This window comes from Pseudomonas sp. PH1b, assembly GCF_000633395.1.
Classification (GTDB): Bacteria; Pseudomonadota; Gammaproteobacteria; order Pseudomonadales; family Pseudomonadaceae; genus Aquipseudomonas.
Map to the genome: position 1 here is coordinate 389,543 of NZ_AYMU01000005.1, position 20,936 is coordinate 410,478.

Below are 20,936 nucleotides of genomic sequence, written 5' to 3' on the forward strand. Positions count from 1 at the left end.
TGCGCACGGGGTTGCTAAGCCCGCGTGGCTGAAAGGATTTTGTCTAACGCCGGGTTTCGCCCATAATCCTCAGTTTCGCCCGTACCCGAACCCCGCAGGAGCCCCATGGAGCAGTTTCGCAATATCGGCATTATCGGTCGCCTGGGCAGTTCCCAGGTGCTGGACACAGTGCGCCGACTGAAAAAGTTTCTGCTGGCCCGCCACCTGCACGTGATCCTCGAGGACACCATTGCCGAGGTGCTGCCGGGCCATGGCCTGCAGACCTCCTCGCGCAAGTTGCTGGGCGAGGTCTGCGACATGGTCATCGTGGTCGGCGGCGACGGCAGCCTGCTGGGTGCCGCCCGGGCCCTGGCGCGGCACAACATCCCGGTGCTGGGGATCAACCGCGGCAGCCTGGGCTTTCTCACCGACATCCGTCCCGATGAGCTGGAGGTCAAGGTCGCTGAAGTGCTCGACGGCCACTACCTGGTGGAGAACCGCTTCCTGCTGCAAGCCGAAGTGCGCCGGCATGCCGAGGCCATCGGCCAGGGCGATGCACTGAACGACGTGGTGCTGCACCCGGGCAAGTCGACGCGGATGATCGAGTTCGAGATCTATATCGACGGCCAGTTCGTCTGCAGCCAGAAGGCCGACGGCCTGATCGTCGCCACGCCGACGGGCTCCACCGCCTACGCGCTGTCCGCCGGCGGGCCAATCATGCATCCCAAGCTGGATGCCATTGTGATTGTGCCGATGTACCCCCATACCTTGTCTGGAAGGCCGATCGTGGTCGATGGCAACAGTGAGCTGAAAATCGTCGTGTCCAAAGATATGCAGATCTATCCGCAAGTCTCCTGTGACGGCCAGAACCACTTTACCTGTGCGCCGGGCGATACCATCACGGTCAGCAAGAAGGCACAGAAACTGCGCCTGATCCACCCGCTGGACCACAACTACTACGAGGTCTGCCGGACCAAGCTTGGCTGGGGCAGCCGACTGGGCGGTGGAGGCGACTGATGCTCGATCCCGCGCGTAGCTACGACCTGATTGGTGACGTGCACGGTTGCGCCCTGACCCTGGAGCACTTGCTGGATCGGCTCGGTTATCACAAGCAGGGCGGCGTCTGGCGGCATCCGTCGCGCATGGCGGTGTTTCTCGGTGACATCATCGACCGCGGCCCGCGGATCCGTGAGTCCCTGCATATCGTCCACGACATGGCCGAGGCCGGACAGGCGCTGTGCATCATGGGCAATCACGAATTCAATGCCCTGGGCTGGAGCACGCCTGCGCCCGCCGGCAGCGGCAAGCAGTTCGTGCGCGAGCACACCCCGCGTCATGCCCGGCTGATCCACGAAACCCTGACCCAGTTCGAACAGCACCCCGGGGACTGGCACGACTTCCTCGAATGGTTCTACGAGCTGCCGTTGTTCGTCGATGCCGGACGCTTCCGGGTGGTGCATGCCTGTTGGGATGGGGGATTGATCGCGCCCTTGCGCCAGCAGTTCGCCGACGGCTGCATCGACCGGGCCTTCCTCGAAGCGTCGGCGCTGCCCGACAGCTTTGCCAGCATGGCCTTCGACCGCCTGTTGCGTGGCACTGACATGCGCCTGCCCCATGGCCTGACCATGACCAGTGGCGATGGCCTGACCCGGGCGTTCTTTCGCACCAAGTTCTGGGAGGACGACCCGCAGACCTACGGCGACATCGTGTTCCAGCCCGACGCCTTGCCCGATCCGGTGGCGCGCACGCCGCTGTCCCCGGCCGAGAAGAACAGCCTGCTGCGCTACGGCGCCGACGAACCCATGCTGTTCGTCGGTCACTATTGGCGCAGCGGCAAGCCGGCGCCGATCCTCCCCAACCTGGCGTGCCTGGACTACAGCGCGGTGCTCTACGGCAAGCTCGCCGCGTACCGCCTGGACCAGGAAGAGCGTCTGGACCCGAATAAATTTGTCTGGGTCGACGTCGAGCGACCCGAGGTATTGCGATGAGTGCGGTAGCGGTATTGCGCCTGCCCCTGACGGTGGACCTCAGCGGCTTCATCAAGCTGCTGCAGCGTATGCAGGTGCCCCATCGGGTCAGCGAAGAGGCGGGGGAGCAGGTGCTCTGGGCGCCCGAATCCATCAGCGAGGACGTGCGCGGCCTGTACCAGCGCTTCCCCCAGGGCGATCCCGAGCAGCAACTGGATATCCCTCAGGCGGCCGCTCCCGCGCGCGTCGGCATTGCCCAGCAGTTGCGCCGCAGCCCGATCACGGCGCTGATCCTGCTGTTGAGCCTGGCGGTCTGCGGCATCACCTTGCTGGGGGACAATCTGCAGACGCTGAGCTGGTTCACCTTCCTCGATTTTCGCGTGGCGGGCGACTACATCCAGTTCACCCCCCTGGCCGACAGCCTGGCAGCGGGGCAGTGGTGGCGCCTGGTGACGCCGATGCTGGTGCACTTCGGCATCCTGCACATCGCCATGAACGGCATGTGGTACTGGGAGCTGGGGCGGCGCATCGAGATGCGCCAGGGCAGCATCAACCTGCTGGGCCTGACCCTGCTGTTCAGCCTGGTGTCCAACTACGCGCAATATTATTTCAGTGGCCCGACCCTGTTCGGCGGCCTGTCCGGGGTGCTCTACGGTTTGCTCGGGCATTGCTGGATCTATCAATTGCTGTCACCCAACCCCATCTACCGCCTGCCTCGCGGGGTGCTGGTGATGATGCTGGTGTGGCTGCTGCTGTGCCTGTCCGGGCTGGTCTCGATGATCGGTTTCGGGGAAATCGCCAACGCCGCCCACGTTGGCGGCTTGCTTATCGGATGCCTCACCGGTCTGTTGGGCGGCTTGTACAGCCGCCGTCGACTGGCCCTTTAAACGCTGGAGTCTTGTATGTCGTCCTTTGTCGAAATGATCGAAAACATCACCCCCGAGATCTACCAGAGCCTGAAGCTGGCCGTAGAGATCGGCAAATGGTCCGATGGCCGCAAGCTCACCACCGAGCAGCGTGAACTGTCCCTGCAGGCGATGATCGCCTGGGAACTGCAGAACCTGCCGGAAGACCAGCGCACCGGCTACATGGGCGCGCAGGAGTGCGCCTCGAAGTCCGAGCCGGTGCCGAACATCCTGTTCAAGTCGGATGCCATCCATTGATCGAGATCGGCCGCGGCTCCATCAGCAAAATGTCGGCGCGCCTTGACGGGCCGAACGTTGAATACGCTTTTCGCCTGGGCGACAGCGAGGTACCGGTCAACCCCTTGATCGGCAGCAGCCTGCGCCTGGAATACCTGGGGGCGATCCATTGCTCCCACTGCGGACGCAAGACCAAGACCAGCTTCAGCCAGGGCTATTGCTACCCGTGCATGACCAAGCTGGCCCAGTGCGATCTCTGCATCATGAGCCCTGAGCGCTGCCACTACGACGCCGGTACCTGCCGCGAGCCGTCCTGGGGCGAGCAGTTCTGCATGACCGACCACGTGGTCTACCTGGCCAACTCCTCGGGGATCAAGGTCGGCATCACCCGTGCCACCCAGTTGCCGACCCGCTGGCTCGACCAGGGCGCGAGCCAGGCGCTGCCGATCATGCGCGTGGCCACCCGCCAGCAGTCGGGCTTCGTCGAAGACCTGTTCCGTTCCCAGGTGGCGGACAAGACCAACTGGCGCGCGCTGCTCAAGGGCGATGCGCCGGCCGTTGACCTGGTCGAGGTGCGCGAGCAGTTGTTCGCCTCCTGCGCCGAGGGCCTGCTGGCCCTGCAAGAGCGTTTCGGCCTGCAGGCGATCCAGCCGGTGACTGACCTTGCGCCCCTGGAAATCCGTTACCCGGTCGAGCAGTACCCGACCAAGATCGTCAGCTTCAACCTGGACAAGAATCCGATTGCCGAAGGCACGCTGATGGGGATCAAGGGCCAGTACCTGATCTTCGACACTGGCGTGATCAATATTCGTAAGTACACGGCCTACCAGCTCGCCGTGCATCAGTAGAAGGAATTCGCCATGCGCACCGACCAACCGAAGATGATCTACCTGAAGGACTATCAGGCCCCCGAGTACCTGATCGACGAGACGCACCTGACCTTCGAGTTGTTCGAGGACCACAGTCTGGTCCATGCGCAGCTGGTGATGCGTCGCAACCCGGCCCGTGGTGCCGGCCTGCCGCCTTTGGTGCTGGATGGCCAGCAGCTGGAGCTGCTCTCGGTGGCCCTGGGTGACCGTGAGCTGACGGCCGCCGACTACCAGCTCGACGACAGCCACCTGACCCTGCACCCCACCAGTGCCAGCTTCACCCTGGATACCAGTGTGAAGATCCACCCGGAAAGCAACACCGCCCTGGAAGGCCTGTACAAGTCCAGCGGCATGTTCTGCACCCAGTGCGAGGCCGAAGGCTTTCGCAAGATCACCTATTACCTCGACCGCCCGGACGTGATGAGCACCTTCACCACCACCGTGGTGGCCGAGCAGCACCGCTACCCGGTGCTGCTGTCCAACGGCAACCCCATCGCCAGCGGCCCCGGCGAAGACGGCCGGCACTGGGCGACCTGGGAAGACCCGTTCATGAAACCGGCCTACCTGTTCGCCCTGGTGGCCGGTGACCTGTGGTGTGTCGAAGACAGCTTCCGCACCATGAGCGGTCGCGATGTGGCGCTGCGCATCTATGTCGAGCCGGAAAACATCGACAAGTGCCAGCACGCGATGAACAGCCTGAAAAAATCCATGCGCTGGGACGAAGAAACCTACGGCCGCGAGTACGACCTGGACATCTTCATGATCGTCGCGGTCAACGACTTCAACATGGGCGCCATGGAAAACAAGGGCCTGAACATCTTCAACTCCAGCGCCGTGCTGGCCCGTGCCGAAACCGCCACCGACGCCGCCCACCAGCGGGTCGAGGCGATTGTCGCCCACGAGTACTTCCACAACTGGTCGGGCAACCGGGTGACCTGCCGCGACTGGTTCCAGCTGTCGCTCAAGGAAGGCTTCACGGTGTTCCGCGACGCCGGTTTCTCCGCGGACATGAACTCGGCCACGGTCAAGCGCATCCAGGACGTGGCCTACCTGCGTACCCACCAGTTCGCCGAAGACGCCGGCCCCATGGCCCATGCCGTGCGCCCGGAAAGCTTTATCGAGATTTCCAACTTCTACACCCTGACCGTGTACGAAAAGGGTTCGGAAGTCGTAGGCATGATCCACACCTTGCTCGGCGCCGAAGGCTTCCGCAAGGGCAGCGACCTGTACTTCGAGCGCCATGATGGCCAGGCCGTGACCTGCGACGACTTCATCAAGGCCATGGAGGACGCCAATGGCGTCGACCTGACTCAGTTCAAGCGCTGGTACAGCCAGGCCGGCACGCCACGCCTGGCGGTCAGCGAGTCCTACGACGCTACTGCGAAAACCTACAGCCTGACCTTCCGCCAGAGCTGCCCGCAAACCCCGGACAAGGTCGAGAAGCTGCCGTTCGTGATCCCGGTGGAACTGGGCCTGCTGGATTCGAAAGGGGCGGGCATTGCCCTGCGCCTGTCCGGCGAAAACGCCGCCCAGGGCACTTCCCGGGTGATCTCGGTGACCGAGGCCGAGCAGACCTTCACCTTTGTCGACATCGCCGAACAGCCGTTGCCTTCGCTGCTGCGGGGCTTCTCGGCGCCGGTGAAGCTGAGCTTCCCCTACAACCGCGACCAGCTGATGTTCCTCATGCAGCACGACAGCGACGGTTTCAACCGCTGGGACGCCGGCCAGCAACTGGCGGTGCAGGTGTTGCAGGAACTGATCGGCCAGCATCAGCAGGGGCAGGCCATGGTGATGGACGAGCGGCTGCTGACGGCCCTGGGCACGGTGCTGGCGGACGAAAGCCTGGACCAGGCCATGGTTGCCGAAATGCTCTCGCTGCCGGGCGAGGCCTACCTCACGGAAATCAGCGAAGTGGCCGATGTCGAGGCCATCCATGCCGCCCGCGAGTTTGCTCGCCAGCAGTTGGCCGAGGGCCTGTTCGACAGCCTGTGGCAGCGTTATCAGGCCAATCGCCAGGTGTCCAAGGCCACGGCCTATGTGGCCGAGTCCGAGCATTTTGCCCGTCGTGCGCTGCAGAACATTGCCCTGTCGTACCTGATGCTGACCCATCAGCCGCAGGTGCTGGCAGCCGCCATCGAGCAGTTCGACAGCGCCGACAACATGACCGAGCGCCTGACCGCCCTGGCGGTGCTGGTGAACTCGCCGTTCGAGACCGAGAAGGCCAAGGCCCTGGCGGTGTTCGCCGAAAACTTCAAGGACAACGCCCTGGTCATGGACCAGTGGTTCAGCGTCCAGGCTGGCAGCCCGCTGCCCGGTGGCCTGGCGCGGGTCAAGGCGCTGATGCAGCACCCGGCGTTCAACATCAAGAACCCGAACAAGGTGCGGGCACTGGTGGGAGCCTTTGCCGGGCAGAACCTGATCAACTTCCACGCGGCCGACGGTTCGGGCTATCGCTTCCTCGCCGACCTGGTGATCGAGCTCAATGGCTTCAACCCGCAGATTGCCTCGCGGCAACTGGCGCCACTGACTCGCTGGCGCAAGTACGACAGCGCCCGCCAGGCACTGATGAAGGGCGAACTGGAGCGCATCCGCGCCTCCGGCGAGCTGTCCAGCGACGTGTTCGAAGTGGTGAGCAAAAGCCTCGCCTGAGGCTTGTATCGCCCCTGGCATCGCCTTCGCTGGCAAGCCAGCTCCTACGGTGACCCAACCCCCCGCATATCCCCGTAGGAGCCGGCTTGCCGGCGAAGAGGCCCTCAAGCCTTGTATCGCTCCTGGCATCGCCTTCGCTGGCAAGCCAGCTCCTACGGTGACCCAAGCCCTCGCATACCCCCCGTAGGAGCCGGCTTGCCGGCGAAGAGGCCCTCAAGCCTTGTATCGCCCCCGGCATCGCCTTCGCTGGCAAGCCAGCTCCTACGGTGACCCAACCCCCCGCATCCCCCCCGTAGGAGCCGGCTTGCCGGCGAAGAGGCCCTCAAGCCTGGTACCGCCCCGGCATCGCCTTCGCTGGCAAGCCAGCGCCTACGGCGACCCAAGCCATCGCATACCCCCGTAGGAGCCGGCTTGCCGGCGAAGAGGCCCTCAAGCCTGGTACCGCTCCCGGCATCGCCTTCGCTGGCAAGCCAGCTCCTACGAGAACGGTGGTGGTGGGGAGGCAGGGGGGATTCTGCTCTGTAGCGCTTCGCTCAAGTCGCGGTGATAGTTCTGCGCGCCGATGGCGTGCAGGATGCCCACCCGCTCCAGCTTGGCGTGCACCCTGAGGTTGGCTTCGCACAGCTTCACCGCGATCCCGCGCTTGTGCAGTTGCTCGATCACTTCCTCGAAGGTCTGCAAGCCGGTGATGTCCATGAAAGGCACGTGCCTGAGGCGGATGATCAGCAGCTGCGGATCGCTGTGGGTCTGTGCCAGAGCCCGCTCGAAGGTTTCTGCCGCACCAAAGAACAGCGGCCCTTCGATGGTGTAGACCAGCACCCCCGGCGGCAGGTGCAATTGGCCGCTGCTGTGCAGTTCGCTCTGCAGATCCTGCTCCACCACCTGCTGCACTTCCACCGAGGAAGCCATGCGCCGCAGGAAATGCAGCATGGCCAGGATCACGCCGATATTCACCGCGATCACCAGGTCACTGAACACGGTCAGGACAAAGGTGCAGAGCAGGATCGCCACGTCGGCCCGCGGTGCCCGTTGCAGCATGCGCTTGAAGTGGTGCAGCTCGCTCATGTTGTAGGCCACCACGAACAGGATCGCCGCCAGGGCGCACAACGGGATATTCGCCGCCAGCGGCGCGAGGAACAGCACGATCAGCATCAATACCAGCGCATGGGTGATGCCCGCCAGCGGGCTGTTGCCACCGTTGCGGATATTGGTGGCGGTACGGGCGATGGCGCCGGTGGCGGCAAAACCGCCCAGCAGGGGCGTCGCCAGGTTGGCGAGGCCCTGGCCGATCAGTTCCTGGTTGGAGTCGTGGCGGGTGCCGGCCATGCCGTCGGCGACCACCGCCGACAACAGGGATTCGATGGCCCCGAGCAGGGCGATGGCAAACGCCGGGCCGATCAGGTCCAGAACCCGCGGCAGGCTGATCTCCGGCAACTGCAACGACGGCAGGCCCTGGGGAATGCCACCGAAGGCACTGCCGATGGTGGCCACGCCGTCGAACTGGAACAGTGACTGCAGGGCCGTGGCCAGGGTCATGGCCAGCAAGGGCGCGGGCAGCCGTTTGAGCATTGCAATCCTCGGTACCACCAGCAACAGTCCCAGGCTCAGCAGGGCCAGCAGGGTGGTGGCCGGGTGCAGCCCGGGCAGGGCCTGCAGCAGGTGCCAGAGTTTCTGGTGAAAATACTCGCCGCCCACCGCCGGCAGGCCGAAGAAGTCCTTCCACTGGCTGACCCAGATGATCACTCCGATACCGGCGGTGAAGCCGAGGATCACCGGGTCGGGGATGAACTTGATCAGTGCCCCGAGGCGGCTGATGCCCAGCAGGAACAGGATCACCCCGGCCATCAGGGTCGCCAGTTGCAGGCCGTCGACCCCGTACTTGGCGGTGACCCCGGCGAGAATCACGATAAAGGCCCCGGTGGGCCCGGCGATCTGCACACGGCTGCCGCCGAACAGCGACACCAGCAGGCCGCCGACAATGGCGGTGTAGATCCCCTGTTCCGGCTTGACTCCGGAGGCGATGGCAAAAGCCATGGCCAGCGGCAGCGCGACCACCCCGACAATCACCCCGGCCAGCAGGTTGCGGGCCCAGTGCTGGCGCCCAAGCAGCCCGGCTTTGAAGGCCTCGCGTATGGCAATCATGGCTCACTCCTGAACGTCATCGGACCTGCAACCCGCCTCGCTCATGATAGCCAAGGCAGGGGGGGAGGAACCCCGCCCTGGATCAGTGTTTGTTCCTGGAACGGGACGTTGCCCTGAGAGGCGAGGCTGAGCCGCTTCAGAGGCCTTTGCGCACGGCTGTCGGACAGGGGGCTGCAACGCCCCATCAGCCCAGTGAATGCGCTCGCATTCAAGGCGACGACGGGGGCGGGGTGATTAACAAAAGATAACGTGGCGTCGATTGTCAGACCTTTCGAAAGCCCGATAGGATAGCCCGCAGCCAAAGGGGCTCTAGATTGCAGGTTTCAGAACGATCGTCGCGATCGATCAGGCCACTGCAACCCCTGAAGGCGCCCTGATAGGTCAAATGACCTGACAATAATAATGGGGGAATGGTCTATGAGTGAGCCTGTCATGGGTGTGGTTGTTGGCCGCCCGCCGGCACTGCGCACGTTCGCACTGCTGGCTACAGCGCTCTCGCTGTCGGCTGTCGTGACGTTATCGACACCGGTCCTGGCCGCTGCCAATGCAGCGGATACTGTCTACTCCATCGAATCGGCCAAGGCCGCGAAAAGCCTGATGCTCGATGTGGTCCACGCCGGCAAGCGCCTGGTGGCAGTGGGCGATCGCGGGCACATTCTCTATTCCGACGACCTGGGGGCCAACTGGACCCAGGCCAAAGTGCCGACCCGGCAATTGCTCACCGCGGTGTTCTTCGTCGATGACCAGCACGGCTGGGCCGTCGGCCACGACGCCCAGGTGCTGGCCAGCAGCGATGGCGGCGCAACCTGGAGCCGTCAGTTCCAGGACCTCAAGCGTGAAGCACCGTTGCTCGATGTGTGGTTCAAGGACACCCGCACCGGCTACGCGGTGGGTGCCTACGGCGCTTTGCTGGAAACCACTGACGGCGGCCAGCACTGGGAAGACGTCAGCGACCGCCTGGACAACGAAGACCAGTTCCACCTCAACGCCATCGCCCAAGTCAAGGATTCCGGGCTGTTCATCGTCGGCGAGCAGGGCAGCATGTTCCGCTCGGCCGACGACGGGCAGACCTGGGAGCGCCTCGAAGGCCCCTACGAAGGCTCGCTGTTCGGCGTGATCGCCACCGGCCAGCCAGCAACCCTGCTGGTCTATGGCCTGCGCGGCAACCTCTATCGCTCCACGGACTTTGGCGGCACCTGGGAACAGGTGGAGCTCAACGCGGCCCGTGGCGCCCTGGAGTTCGGCCTGTCCGGCGCCACGCTGCTCGACGACGGCTCGCTGGTGATCGTCGGCAACGGCGGCAGCGTGATCCACAGCAGCGACCATGGCCAGACCTTCAGCGTGTTCAACCGTCCGGACCGCATCTCGCTGTCGGCGGTGACGGGAGCCGGCAACGGCAACCTGATCCTGGCCGGGCAGGGCGGTGTGCGGGTCGCTGCGGCAACCGGCGCTGAACTTGGCAAGTAGGCCGGGCACATAATAAGAAGGTGGGGAATTCCATGAGCAGTCATCACCAGGACAAGGCGAACTTTCTTGAGCGCCTGATTTTCAACAACCGCCCGGCAGTGATCTTCATCTGCCTGCTGGTCAGCGCCTTCCTGTTCTGGCAGGCGACCCTGATCCGGCCGTCCACCAGTTTCGAGAAGATGATCCCGCTCAAGCACCCGTTCATCGAACGGATGATGGAGCACCGCAACGACCTGGCCAACCTGGGCAACACCGTGCGCATCTCGGTGGAAGCCCGCGATGGCGACATCTTCTCCAAGGACTACATGGAGACCCTGCGGCAGATCAACGACGAGGTGTTCTACATCCCCGGGGTCGATCGTTCCGGGCTCAAGTCCCTGTGGAGCCCCAGCGTGCGCTGGACCGAAGTCACCGAGGAAGGTTTCGCCGGTGGCGAGGTCATTCCGCAAAGCTACAACGGCTCGGCCGACAGCCTGGAACTGCTGCGCAACAACGTGCTCAAGTCCGGCCAGGTCGGGCGCCTGGTGGCCAACGACTTCAAGTCCAGCATCGTTGACGTGCCGCTGCTGGAGTCCTACCCGGACCCCGAGGACCAGGGCAAGCTGCTGGCCCTGGACTACCAGAAATTCTCCCACCAGCTGGAAGAGAAGATCCGCGACAAGTTCGAAGCGCAGAACCCCAATGTGAAGATCCACATCGTCGGTTTTGCCAAGAAGGTCGGCGACCTGATCGATGGCCTGATCATGGTGGTGATGTTCTTCGGCGTGGCCTTCATCATCACCCTGGTGCTGCTGTACTGGTTCACCTGGTGCATCCGCAGCACCATCGCGGTGCTGATCACCACCCTGGTGGCGGTGGTCTGGCAGTTGGGGCTGATGCACGCCTTCGGCTTTGGCCTGGACCCGTATTCGATGCTGGTGCCGTTCCTGATCTTCGCCATCGGCATCTCCCACGGGGTGCAGAAGATCAACGGTATCGCCCTGCAGTCCAGTGATGCCGACAATGCCCTGACGGCGGCGCGGCGCACCTTCCGCCAGCTGTTCCTGCCGGGGATGATCGCGATCCTTGCCGACGCCGTGGGCTTCATCACCCTGTTGATCATCGACATCGGAGTGATTCGCGAACTGGCCATCGGTGCTTCCATCGGGGTGGCGGTGATCGTGTTCACCAACCTGATCCTGCTGCCGGTGGCGATTTCCTACGTCGGCATCAGCAAGCGCGCTATAGAGCGCAGCAAGAAGGACGCTTCCCGCGAGCATCCGTTCTGGCGCCTGCTGTCGAACTTTGCCAGCCCGAAAGTCGCGCCGATCTCCATCGCCCTGGCCCTGGTGGCCTTTGCCGGCGGCCTCTGGTACAGCCAGAACCTGAAGATCGGCGACCTCGACCAGGGCGCCCCGGAACTGCGTCCCGATTCGCGTTACAACAAGGACAACAACTTCATCATCAGCAACTACTCCACCAGCTCCGACGTGCTGGTGGTGATGGTCAAGACCGCCGCCGAAGGCTGCTCGCGCTATGAAGCCATGGCGCCGATCGACGAGCTGATGTGGAAGATGCAGAACACCGAGGGCGTGCAGTCGGCGATCTCCCTGGTGACCGTGTCCAAGCAGATGATCAAGGGCATGAACGAGGGCAACCTGAAATGGGAAACCCTGTCGCGCAACCCTGACGTGCTCAACAACTCCATTGCCCGGGCCGACGGCCTGTACAACAACAACTGTTCCCTGGCGCCGGTGCTGGTGTTCCTCAACGACCACAAGGCGGCGACCCTGGACCGCGCCGTGCATGCGGTGCAGGAGTTTGCCAGCGAGCACAACAAGGACGGCCTGGAGTTCATCCTCGCCGCCGGTAACGCCGGGATCGAGGCCGCCACCAACGAGGTGATCAAGGAGTCCGAGCTGACCATCCTGATCCTGGTCTACCTGTGCGTGGCCGGCATGTGCATGATCACCTTCCGTTCGTGGGCCGCGACCTTGTGCATCGTCCTGCCGCTGGTGCTGACTTCGGTGCTGGGCAACGCCCTGATGGCCTTCATGGGCATCGGCGTCAAGGTCGCGACCTTGCCGGTGGTGGCGCTGGGGGTGGGGATCGGGGTGGACTACGGGATCTACATCTACAGCCGCCTGGAGAGTTTCCTGCGGGCCGGCCTGCCGCTGCAGGAAGCCTACTACCAGACCCTGCGCTCCACGGGCAAAGCGGTGTTGTTCACCGGCCTGTGCCTGGCCATTGGCGTGTGCACCTGGATCTTCTCGGCGATCAAGTTCCAGGCCGACATGGGCCTGATGCTGACCTTCATGCTGCTGTGGAACATGTTCGGGGCGCTGTGGCTGCTGCCGGCCCTGGCGCGGTTCCTGATCAAGCCCGAGAAGCTGGCGGGGCAGAAGGGCAACTCGCTGTTCGCCCATTGATCTGAAGATAATCGACTCCAAGCCGCAACCTCCGGGTTGCGGCTTTTTTTTTGCCGTTGCCCTGCGCTAGCTCGAGCGCGCGGCCTGAAGCGCTTGCGTGGTGAACGGTGCAGCCCTGAATCGCGACAGTCCAATACACCGCTCTCGTCGGTGAGGTCCTTGCGGTGAAGGTGCCTTGGGCAGGTCGGTGTCGCAGGTCGCCCCCGTGGTTGCACTGGGTGCAAGATCCACTGTCAGGCAAGGTGGGTGAATCAGCTATCATTGCGCCTTTCCACCAAATGATTGAACGCTATGACCGCTGCCAACGACACTTTGCTATCTGCCCTTGAAGCCTGCGACATGCTGGAGATCGACGGTCTGCACGCCTTCGATTTCACCCTCGATGACCAGCGCCTGCTGATCGAGTGCATGGACGGCCGCGCCGCCAAGCGCTGGAGCTTCACCCTGGCCCAGGTGCAGGCCGCGACCTTCGACCAGGCGCTGCAGAGCTGGACCCTGGTAGCCGACACCGGCGAGCACCGCCTGGTGTGCATGAGTGCGTTCACTGCCCGCGACGAAGAGGAGCAAGAGCATGAAGATGCGTAATTTCTGGCCGCTGCTGATGGCCGGCAGTGTCGGTGCCATGGCAGTGCAAGCCGCGCCGGCGGAAACCCAGGAGCTGCTGGTGGGGTCCTACACCCAGGGGCAGAGCCAGGGCCTGTATCGCCTGCGCTTCAATGAGCGCACCGGGCAGATCGACTCCAAGCCGCTGCAAGTGGTCAAGAGCTCCAACCCGTCCTGGCTGACCTTGTCCAAGGACCAGAAGTTCGTGTTCGCGGTGAATGAGAACAGCCCGGGCCAGGCTGATCCCATTGGTCGTGTCAGCAGCTATAGCGTGGCGCCCAAGACCCATCAACTGAACCTGATCAACCAGGTCCAGAGCCAGGGCAACGAGCCGACCCACTCCAGCCTCAGTGCGGATGGCGACTACCTGTTTGTCAGCAACTACTCGGTGGATGTCGACCCGGGTGGCAGCCTGGCGGTGGTGCCGGTCAGCGACGATGGCCACCTGTCGCCAGTGGTGCAATTGAGCAGCCACCCGGCCAGCCGGGTCGATCCCGAGCGCCAGCAGTCGGCCCACGTGCATTCGTCGGTGCCGTCCCCGGACGGCAAGTTCCTGTTCGCCAACGACCTGGGGGCAGACAAGATCTTCGTCTACCGCTATGACCCCAAGGCCAACCCGGAGCATCCGTTGAGCCCGGCCGATCCGGCCTTCGTCCAGCTGCCGCCGGGCAGCGGCCCGCGCCACTTGCTGTTCAGCGCCGATGGCAAGCATGCCTACCTGACCATGGAGATGAGTGCCCAAGTGGCGGTCTTCGACTACCAGGACGGCAAGCTGACCCAGCGCCAACTGCTTGACCTGGCGGCGAACGGCGGCAAGGAGAAAAAGGCCGCCGGTGCCTTGCACGCCTCCAAGGACGGCCAGTACCTGTATGTCAGCAACCGTGGCACCGCCAATCAGTTGCTGGTGTTTGCCATCGATCCGGCCAACGGCCAGCTCAAGGAGATCCAGCGGCGTTCCGTGGAGGGTGATCACCCTCGGGAATTCAGCCTCGACCCGAGCAACCGCTATGTGCTGATCGGCAACCAGAAGAGCAATGAGATCGTGGTCATCGAACGTGATGCCAAGACCGGTTTTCTAGGCAAGACCGTGCAGAAACTGCCCTTCGATTCACCCAGCGACATCAAGTTCATGGTGCGTCAATAGACCGCAGGCCCCGGGAACCGGGGCCTGACTCCTTCTATTAATGACGCTGATAGTGGCTACTGCCGCAAAGAATTTTTTCCCTCCAACCCTCGGGAGTAAGTTTGCTTCACGGCCCACACGGGCAGGCAAGCCAACTGAATACGAGGGTTACCAGCATGAACTTCAATCTCTTCTCCGTGATCGCAGCCTCGGCCATTTCCGCCAGCGTGGCCTTGCCCGCCAGCGCCAACGTGGAAATCAGCCAGAAGAAGTCCAGCACCAACACCTACACCCAGAAGTACCTGCAGCAAAGCGCCAACTTCTACGCCGCCCTGGATCACAAGGCCCAGCAATGAACCGGTAAAAGCCGGCCGGGCGGCATTGCGCCCGCCGGTGAAAGGGCCCCTGGTCTTGTATCGCCCATGACGCCGCCTTCGCTGGCAAGCCAGCTCCTACGGTCCGCCTGAGATGTCGCCAGGCTGTAGGAGCCGGCTTGCCGGCGAAGAGGCCCCTGAGTCTTGCGCCTGCCCAGCCAGTTCCTGCGCCGGGGCATGTCGTTGCTGCGTTGTCTGTTTGCGACGCATTGCACCCGCCAGGCAAATTTTGCTTGGTAGTGTCATATCGCCATGTGTTTAAATTTGACGCTGAATTATTGACTCTTTCCCGAGCAAGGATCGATAGCATGGTGATGCGTCTGACCGTGGTTCTGCTGTTGCTCTATTCCACCCCCATCCTGTCCTCTGCCCAGCCTGTCGAAGGCGAGCCGGAGACTTCCCGCGAGCGTCTGAGCAGCCTGTTGCAGGACTGAGACGGGCGTTTCAAGCATCAAGAAAATTGATGATGGCTATGGATATAAACGTCTTTTTACTGGCGTTTGATTGATAGATCCTCTGGGCACGAAAACGCCTCAGGAGATCATCATGGCCCGTTCGATTCTCAGTTCCGCCAAGCACGGCGCCTACCTGGCGCTGGGGCTGTATCTGCTCGTGATGCTCTGGGCCAGCCTGGCCGCGGGCCTGCCGAGTGCTGCGGTGATCGACTCCGCCGCGGCAAGCGGCCAGGGCCCGGCGCTGCATGCCGAAGCGGGGAGACGCTGATGAAAGGGCGCCGGCTGATGATCACCGCCTTCCTCGCGTTCTTCACCAATGGTGCCAGCCTGCTGGGGGTGGGCCAGGGTTCGGCCGGAGCAGTGGCGCGGGCCATCGAATGCAATCACCAGATCGCCCATCACAGCCAGGCGGCCAAGGCTCCAGCGCTGCTGGCGGGCAACCCACCGGGCAAATCCGCTGCGGCCTTTCCCGGGCCTTTTGCCCTGGATTGCCCACAGGCACGGGTATGCCCGGCCATGGCGGCCTGAGACCAGAAGAGGGGGCAGGAAAAGAAGGGGCCCCGGAACCTGGGCCCCATGCAGCGATGTCAGTCTTTGGGCGAACCGCGTTTCACCAGCTTCATCACCACCACGAAGAATACCGGGACGAAGATCACCGCCAGGGTCGCGGTGATCATGCCGCCGATCACCCCGGTGCCGATCGCCTGCTGGCTCGCGGAGCTGGCGCCGGTGGCGATGGCCAGGGGCACCACGCCGAGGATGAACGCCAGGGAGGTCATGATGATCGGCCGCAGGCGCAGGCGCGCGGCCTGCACTGTGGCGTCGATCAGGTCATGGCCCTCGTCGTACAGGCTCTTGGCGAACTCGATGATCAGGATCGCGTTCTTCGCCGACAGGCCGATGATGGTGATCAGGCCCACCTTGAAGAACACGTCGTTGGGCATGCCGCGCAAGGTCACCGCCAGTACCGCACCCAGTACCCCGAGCGGCACCACCAGCAGCACCGAGGTCGGAATCGACCAGCTCTCGTAGAGCGCCGCCAGGCACAGGAACACGATCAGCAGCGACAGGCCCAGCAACAGTGGTGCCTGGCTGCCGGAGAGGCGCTCCTGCAGCGACAGGCCGGTCCATTCCAGGCCCAGCCCGGTGGGCAACTGGGCCACCAGGCGTTCGATTTCCTGCATCGCCTGGCCGGTGCTGTGGCCCGGGGCCGGCTCGCCGGAGACGGCAATCGCCGGGTAGCCGTTGTAGCGGGTCAGTTGCGCCGGGCCCAGGCTCCAGCTGGCGCGGACGAAGGCCGACAGCGGCACCATCTTGCCGGCGCTGTTGCGCACGTTCAGGCGCAGCAGGTCTTCGACCTGGCTGCGCTGGTCACCTTCGGCCTGGATCACCACTCGCTGCATCCGCCCCTGGTTGGGGAAGTCGTTGATGTAGGACGACCCCAGGGCAGTGGACAGCAGGCTGCCGATATCGGCAAAGGACACGCCCAGGGCGTTGGCCTGCTTGCGGTCGACCTCCAGTTGCACCTGCGGCGCTTCGGCCAGGGCGCTTTCCCGGACGTTGGCCAGGATCGGGCTCTTTTCCGTAGCCTTGAGCAACTCGTCCCGGGCCTGCATCAGGGCCGCGTGGCCGACGCCGCCACGGTCCTGCAGGCGGAACTCGAAGCCGCTGGAGGTGCCCAGGCCATCGATCGGTGGCGGCAGCACGGCGTATACCACGGCATCCTTGATCGCGCTGAGGGCGGCGTTGGCACGGTCGGCGATGGACATCGCCGAATCCTTGCTGCCCCGTTGCGACCAGTCCTTGAGCGTGGTGAAGGCCAGCGCGGCGTTCTGCCCGTTACCCGAGAAGCTGAAGCCGAGAATGATGGTGCTGTCGCCGACTCCCGGTTCACTGGCGTTGTGCGCTTCGATCTGCTCCACCACCTTGATCGTGCGGTTCTGGCTGGCGCCAGGCGGCAGTTGGATGTCGGTGATGGTGTAGCCCTGGTCCTCCACAGGCAGGAAGGAGGAGGGCAGGCGGCTGAACAGCAGCGCCATGATCACCAGCAGCACACCGTAGATCAGCAGGTAGCGGCCGCTGCGCTTGAGGGCATAGGTCACACCGCCCTGGTAGCTGTCGCTGAGGCGTTCGAAGCGCCGGTTGAACCAGCCGAAGAACCCCGTGCGTTCATGGTGTTCGCCCGCCGCGATGGGCTTGAGCAGGGTGGCGCACAGGGCCGGGGTCAGGGTCAGGGCGAGGAACGCCGAGAACAGGATCGAGGTGGCCATGGACAGCGAGAACTGCTGGTAGATCACCCCCACCGAGCCGGGCATGAAGGCCATGGGGATGAACACCGCCACCAGCACCAGGGTGATGCCGATGATCGCCCCGGTGATCTGCTGCATGGCCTTGCGCGTGGCTTCCTTGGGCGACAGGCCTTCGGTGGCCATGATCCGCTCGACGTTCTCCACCACCACGATGGCATCGTCCACCAGGATGCCGATGGCCAGCACCATGCCGAACATGGTCAGCACGTTGATCGAGAACCCCAGGGCCAGCATGGTGGCGAAGGTGCCCATCAGGGCCACCGGCACCACCAGGGTGGGGATCAGGGTGTAGCGGATGTTCTGCAGGAACAGGAACATCACCAGGAACACCAGGACCATGGCTTCGGCCAGGGTGTAGATCACCTTGGTGATCGAGACCTTGACGAAGGGCGAGGTGTCGTAGGGGATCTTGTACTCCACACCGGCCGGGAAATAGCGCGACAGCTCGTCCATCTTGGCGCGGATCAGGGTCGCGGTATTCAGCGCGTTGGCCCCGGGGGACAACTGCACGCCCACCGCGGTGGACGGCTTGCCGTTGAGGCGGGTGCCGTACTGGTATTCCTGGCTGCCGACTTCCACCCGCGCCACATCGCCGATGCGTACCGTGGAGCCGTCGGGGTTGGCCCGCAGGACGATATCGGCAAACTCTTCAGGGCTGGACAGCTGGCCCTTGACCAGGATGGTCGCGGTGATTTCCTGGCTGGCGGGGTTGGGCAGGTCGCCGATGCTGCCGGCCGGAACCTGGGCGTTCTGCGCTGCCACCGCAGCGTTGACGTCGGCCGGGGTCAGGTTGAAACCGATCAGTTTCTGCGGGTCGAGCCAGATCCGCATGGCCCGCTCGGCACCGTACAACTGGGCCTTGCCGACGCCATCGAGGCGGCGGATCTCGTTCATCACGTTGCGCGCCAGGTAGTCGCTGAGGGCAACATCGTTCAGGCGCCCGTCACTGGAGGTCAGGGTGATCAGCAAGAGGAAGCCGGCGGACACTTTCTCCACCTGCAGGCCTTGCTGGGTCACCGCCTGGGGCAGGCGTGGCTCCACCGCCTTGAGGCGGTTCTGCACGTCGACCTGGGCCAGTTCCGGGTTGGTGCCCGGCTGGAAGGTCGCGGTGATGGTGGCACTGCCCAGGCTGCTCTGGGACGAGAAGTACAGCAGGTGATCGGCACCGTTGAGCTCCTGCTCGATCAGGCTGACCACGGACTCGTCCAGGGTCTGCGCCGATGCGCCAGGGTAGGCGGCGTAGATCTCGATCTGCGGCGGCGCCACGGTGGGGTACTGCGCCACCGGCAGCTGGGGAATCGCCATGGCGCCCGCCAGCAGAATGAAGAAGGCGACCACCCAGGCGAATACCGGGCGGTCAATAAAGAATTGCGGCATGTTGTACTACCTACTGGCCAGGGTTCTGGACGGACGCAAGGGGGCTGTCATCGATCTCGACCGGCGCGCCCGGGCGGGCATGCTGCAGGCCTTCGACGACGATGCGGTCGCCGGGCTTGAGGCCTTCGGTGACGATCCAGCGGTCTTTGAGCACACCACCCAGCTGCACCGGGTGTTGCACCACCTGGTTCTGGGCATCCACCAGCAGCACCTGGGCGATCCCCGCGCTGTCGCGCTGGATGGCCCGCTGCGGCACGCTGATGCCTTGCTGGTTGACGGCCTGCTCCAGGCGCACGCGCACGAAGCTGCCGGGCAGCAGGTCGAGGTCCGGGTTGGGGAACTCGCTGCGCAGGATGATCTGCCCGGTGCCGGGGTCGACGCTGATGTCGGCGAACAGCAGCTTGCCCGGCAACGGGTAGAGGCTGCCGTCATCCTGGATCAGGGTGGCCTTGGCCTGGTCCTTGCCGACCTGCTGCAACTGTCCGGCACGCAAGGCTCGGCGCAGCTCGTTGAGTTCGCGGGTCGACTGGGTCAGGTCGGCGTGGATCGGGTCCAACTGCTGGATCAGCGCCAGGGGCGTGCTTTCGTTCTGGCCTACCAGGGCGCCTTCGGTGACCAGGGCGCGGCCGACACGCCCGGAGATCGGTGCAGTGACCGTGGCATAGCCGAGGTTGAGCCGGGCCCGCTGGACGGCTGCCTGGTTGGCGGCGACGTCCGCGGCGCTCTGGCGCGCATTGGCCCGGGCGTTGTCGTAGTCCTGGCCACTGATGGCGTGCTCGGCGATCAGCTTGGAGTAGCGCTGTTCTTGCAACTGGGCCTGGAAGGCCACGGCTTCAGCCTTGCGCAGGCTGGCCAGGGCGCTGTCGAGATCGGCCTTGAAGGGCGCCGGGTCGATGCGAAACAGCACGTCACCCTGCTTGACGTCGGAGCCCTCGCGGAAGGTGCGCTGCAGCACCACCCCGGCAACCCGGGCGCGGACTTCGGCGATCCGCGGCGCGGCGATGCGCCCGCTGAGTTCGCTGGTGATCGACAATGCCTGGCTCTGGATCGTCTCGATCCGCACCTTGGCCGGCGGTGGTGCCTGTTCGCCCTCGTTGTTGCCACAGGCGCTCAGCGCCGCTGCCAGAACAATCAGGCAGGCTGGCGCAAAGAGTTTATTCGACATGCTGATACCCCAATAATGACCTCGGCATGCTAAGGGCATGGGTCAAGGCCCGCTGTGAAGCTGTGTAGGTGCTGTGTGAAAAAGTGTGAAGCGGGCGCGCCGCCATGGCCAGTGTTGTATATCCTTGGCGACTTGCTGGTGGTGCCCGGTGCTTTATAAGGGACGCCGGCGCTCTGTATTTCTTCAATAAAGACCCCATGTCATGCCCAACATCCTTCTCGTCGAAGACGACACCGCGCTCTCCGAACTGATCGCCAGCTACCTGGAGCGCAATGGCTATCAAGTCAGCGTGATCAGCCGTGGCGACCAGGTGCGGGAGCGGGCCAGGGCCACGCCGCCGGACCTGGTGATCCTCGACCTGATGCTGCCGGGCCTGGACGGTCTGCAGGTCTGCCGGTTGCTGCGCGCCGACTCGGCCACCTTGCCGATCCTGATGCTGACGGCCCGCGATGATAGCCACGATCAGGTCCTGGGTCTGGAAATGGGCGCCGACGACTATGTGACAAAACCTTGCGAACCGCGAGTGCTATTGGCTCGGGTCCGTACGTTGCTGCGCCGCAGCAGCCTCAGTGAACCGCAGACCGCCAGCGACCAGATCCTCATGGGCAACCTGTGCATCGACCTGTCGGAGCGCACCGTGACCTGGCGCGAGCAGCTGGTCGAGCTGTCCAGTGGCGAGTACAACCTGTTGGTGGTACTGGCCCGGCATGCCGGTGAAGTCCTGAGCCGCGACCAGATCCTCCAGCGCTTGCGAGGCATCGAGTTCAACGGCACCGACCGCTCGGTGGACGTGGCGATTTCCAAGCTGCGGCGCAAGTTCGACGATCACGCCGGCGAGGCCCGCAAGATCAAGACGGTGTGGGGCAAAGGCTACCTGTTCAGCCGTTCCGAGTGGGAATGCTGAGAC

18 protein-coding genes are annotated in these 20,936 nt (G+C 64.0%); 15 read left to right on the top strand and 3 right to left on the bottom strand.

Annotated features, from left to right (window positions below):
• Positions 1 to 105: 105 nt before the first annotated feature.
• The 6 genes from U873_RS0111170 to pepN are packed head-to-tail and all read left to right on the top strand — an operon-like array spanning position 106 to position 6,606.
• Positions 106 to 996 carry an NAD(+) kinase gene (locus tag U873_RS0111170; protein WP_007920913.1) on the top strand — a complete coding sequence of 297 codons (891 nt, stop codon included), beginning with the start codon at positions 106 to 108 and terminating at the stop codon, positions 994 to 996.
• Positions 993 to 1,967, top strand: coding sequence for a metallophosphoesterase (locus tag U873_RS0111175; protein ID WP_177330261.1), 975 nt, complete (start codon positions 993 to 995; stop codon positions 1,965 to 1,967). Before U873_RS0111170 ends, U873_RS0111175 begins: the two co-directional genes overlap by 4 nt.
• Entirely contained in the window at positions 1,964 to 2,833 is an 870-nt protein-coding gene (locus U873_RS0111180; RefSeq protein ID WP_025128342.1) for a rhomboid family intramembrane serine protease, read from the top strand. The genes U873_RS0111175 and U873_RS0111180 overlap by 4 nt, the downstream gene beginning before the upstream one ends.
• Before the next feature lie 15 nt (positions 2,834 to 2,848).
• A complete protein-coding gene (locus U873_RS0111185) occupies positions 2,849 to 3,109 on the top strand; it encodes a YeaC family protein (RefSeq protein WP_025128343.1) in 261 nt (86 codons plus the stop codon).
• Positions 3,106 to 3,936 (top strand): DUF2797 domain-containing protein, encoded by an 831-nt coding sequence (locus U873_RS0111190; protein ID WP_025128344.1) that lies wholly within the window; start codon positions 3,106 to 3,108, stop codon positions 3,934 to 3,936. Before U873_RS0111185 ends, U873_RS0111190 begins: the two co-directional genes overlap by 4 nt.
• Positions 3,937 to 3,948: 12 nt before the next feature.
• Positions 3,949 to 6,606 carry an aminopeptidase N gene (gene pepN, locus U873_RS0111195; RefSeq protein WP_025128345.1) on the top strand — a complete coding sequence of 886 codons (2,658 nt, stop codon included), beginning with the start codon at positions 3,949 to 3,951 and terminating at the stop codon, positions 6,604 to 6,606.
• Between the two features lie 477 nt (positions 6,607 to 7,083).
• On the opposite strand, the gene U873_RS0111200 is transcribed toward pepN, so the two are convergent.
• Complete coding sequence (locus U873_RS0111200) at positions 7,084 to 8,748, bottom strand: SulP family inorganic anion transporter (protein WP_025128346.1); 1,665 nt, start codon at positions 8,746 to 8,748, stop codon at positions 7,084 to 7,086.
• A gap of 417 nt (positions 8,749 to 9,165) precedes the next feature.
• Here U873_RS0111200 and U873_RS0111205 point away from each other — a divergent pair, with 417 nt between their 5' ends.
• The 8 genes from U873_RS0111205 to U873_RS0111240 all read left to right on the top strand — a co-directional run bounded on the left by U873_RS0111205 (position 9,166) and on the right by U873_RS0111240 (position 15,706).
• Positions 9,166 to 10,215, top strand: a complete 1,050-nt coding sequence (locus U873_RS0111205; RefSeq protein WP_025128347.1) for a YCF48-related protein — start codon at positions 9,166 to 9,168, stop codon at positions 10,213 to 10,215.
• 32 nt (positions 10,216 to 10,247) lie between these two features.
• Positions 10,248 to 12,623, top strand: coding sequence for an RND family transporter (locus U873_RS0111210; RefSeq protein ID WP_025128348.1), 2,376 nt, complete (start codon positions 10,248 to 10,250; stop codon positions 12,621 to 12,623).
• Positions 12,624 to 12,914: 291 nt separating this feature from the next.
• Positions 12,915 to 13,208: a DUF5629 family protein gene (locus U873_RS0111215; RefSeq protein WP_025128349.1), complete on the top strand. Its 294-nt coding sequence runs from the start codon at positions 12,915 to 12,917 to the stop codon at positions 13,206 to 13,208.
• Complete coding sequence (locus tag U873_RS0111220; RefSeq protein ID WP_025128350.1) at positions 13,195 to 14,370, top strand: lactonase family protein; 1,176 nt, start codon at positions 13,195 to 13,197, stop codon at positions 14,368 to 14,370. The genes U873_RS0111215 and U873_RS0111220 overlap by 14 nt, the downstream gene beginning before the upstream one ends.
• A gap of 155 nt (positions 14,371 to 14,525) precedes the next feature.
• Positions 14,526 to 14,705, top strand: coding sequence for a hypothetical protein (locus U873_RS0111225; RefSeq protein ID WP_025128351.1), 180 nt, complete (start codon positions 14,526 to 14,528; stop codon positions 14,703 to 14,705).
• Between the two features lie 326 nt (positions 14,706 to 15,031).
• Complete coding sequence (locus U873_RS37185) at positions 15,032 to 15,157, top strand: hypothetical protein (protein ID WP_256244329.1); 126 nt, start codon at positions 15,032 to 15,034, stop codon at positions 15,155 to 15,157.
• Positions 15,158 to 15,269: 112 nt separating this feature from the next.
• Positions 15,270 to 15,446 (top strand): hypothetical protein, encoded by a 177-nt coding sequence (locus U873_RS36930; protein WP_177330258.1) that lies wholly within the window; start codon positions 15,270 to 15,272, stop codon positions 15,444 to 15,446.
• Positions 15,446 to 15,706 (top strand): hypothetical protein, encoded by a 261-nt coding sequence (locus U873_RS0111240; protein ID WP_025128352.1) that lies wholly within the window; start codon positions 15,446 to 15,448, stop codon positions 15,704 to 15,706. The genes U873_RS36930 and U873_RS0111240 overlap by 1 nt, the downstream gene beginning before the upstream one ends.
• Before the next feature lie 59 nt (positions 15,707 to 15,765).
• Here the strand turns inward: U873_RS0111240 and U873_RS0111245 are convergent, their stop codons facing one another.
• A complete protein-coding gene (locus tag U873_RS0111245; protein ID WP_025128353.1) occupies positions 15,766 to 18,864 on the bottom strand; it encodes an efflux RND transporter permease subunit in 3,099 nt (1,032 codons plus the stop codon).
• Between the two features lie 10 nt (positions 18,865 to 18,874).
• A complete protein-coding gene (locus U873_RS0111250) occupies positions 18,875 to 20,029 on the bottom strand; it encodes an efflux RND transporter periplasmic adaptor subunit (RefSeq protein ID WP_025128354.1) in 1,155 nt (384 codons plus the stop codon).
• A 202-nt stretch (positions 20,030 to 20,231) separates the two neighbouring features.
• Here U873_RS0111250 and U873_RS0111255 point away from each other — a divergent pair, with 202 nt between their 5' ends.
• The gene (locus tag U873_RS0111255; RefSeq protein WP_025128355.1) at positions 20,232 to 20,933 is read left to right on the top strand and encodes a response regulator transcription factor; all 702 of its coding nucleotides are present in this window, start codon (positions 20,232 to 20,234) and stop codon (positions 20,931 to 20,933) included.
• Positions 20,934 to 20,936 lie beyond the last annotated feature (3 nt).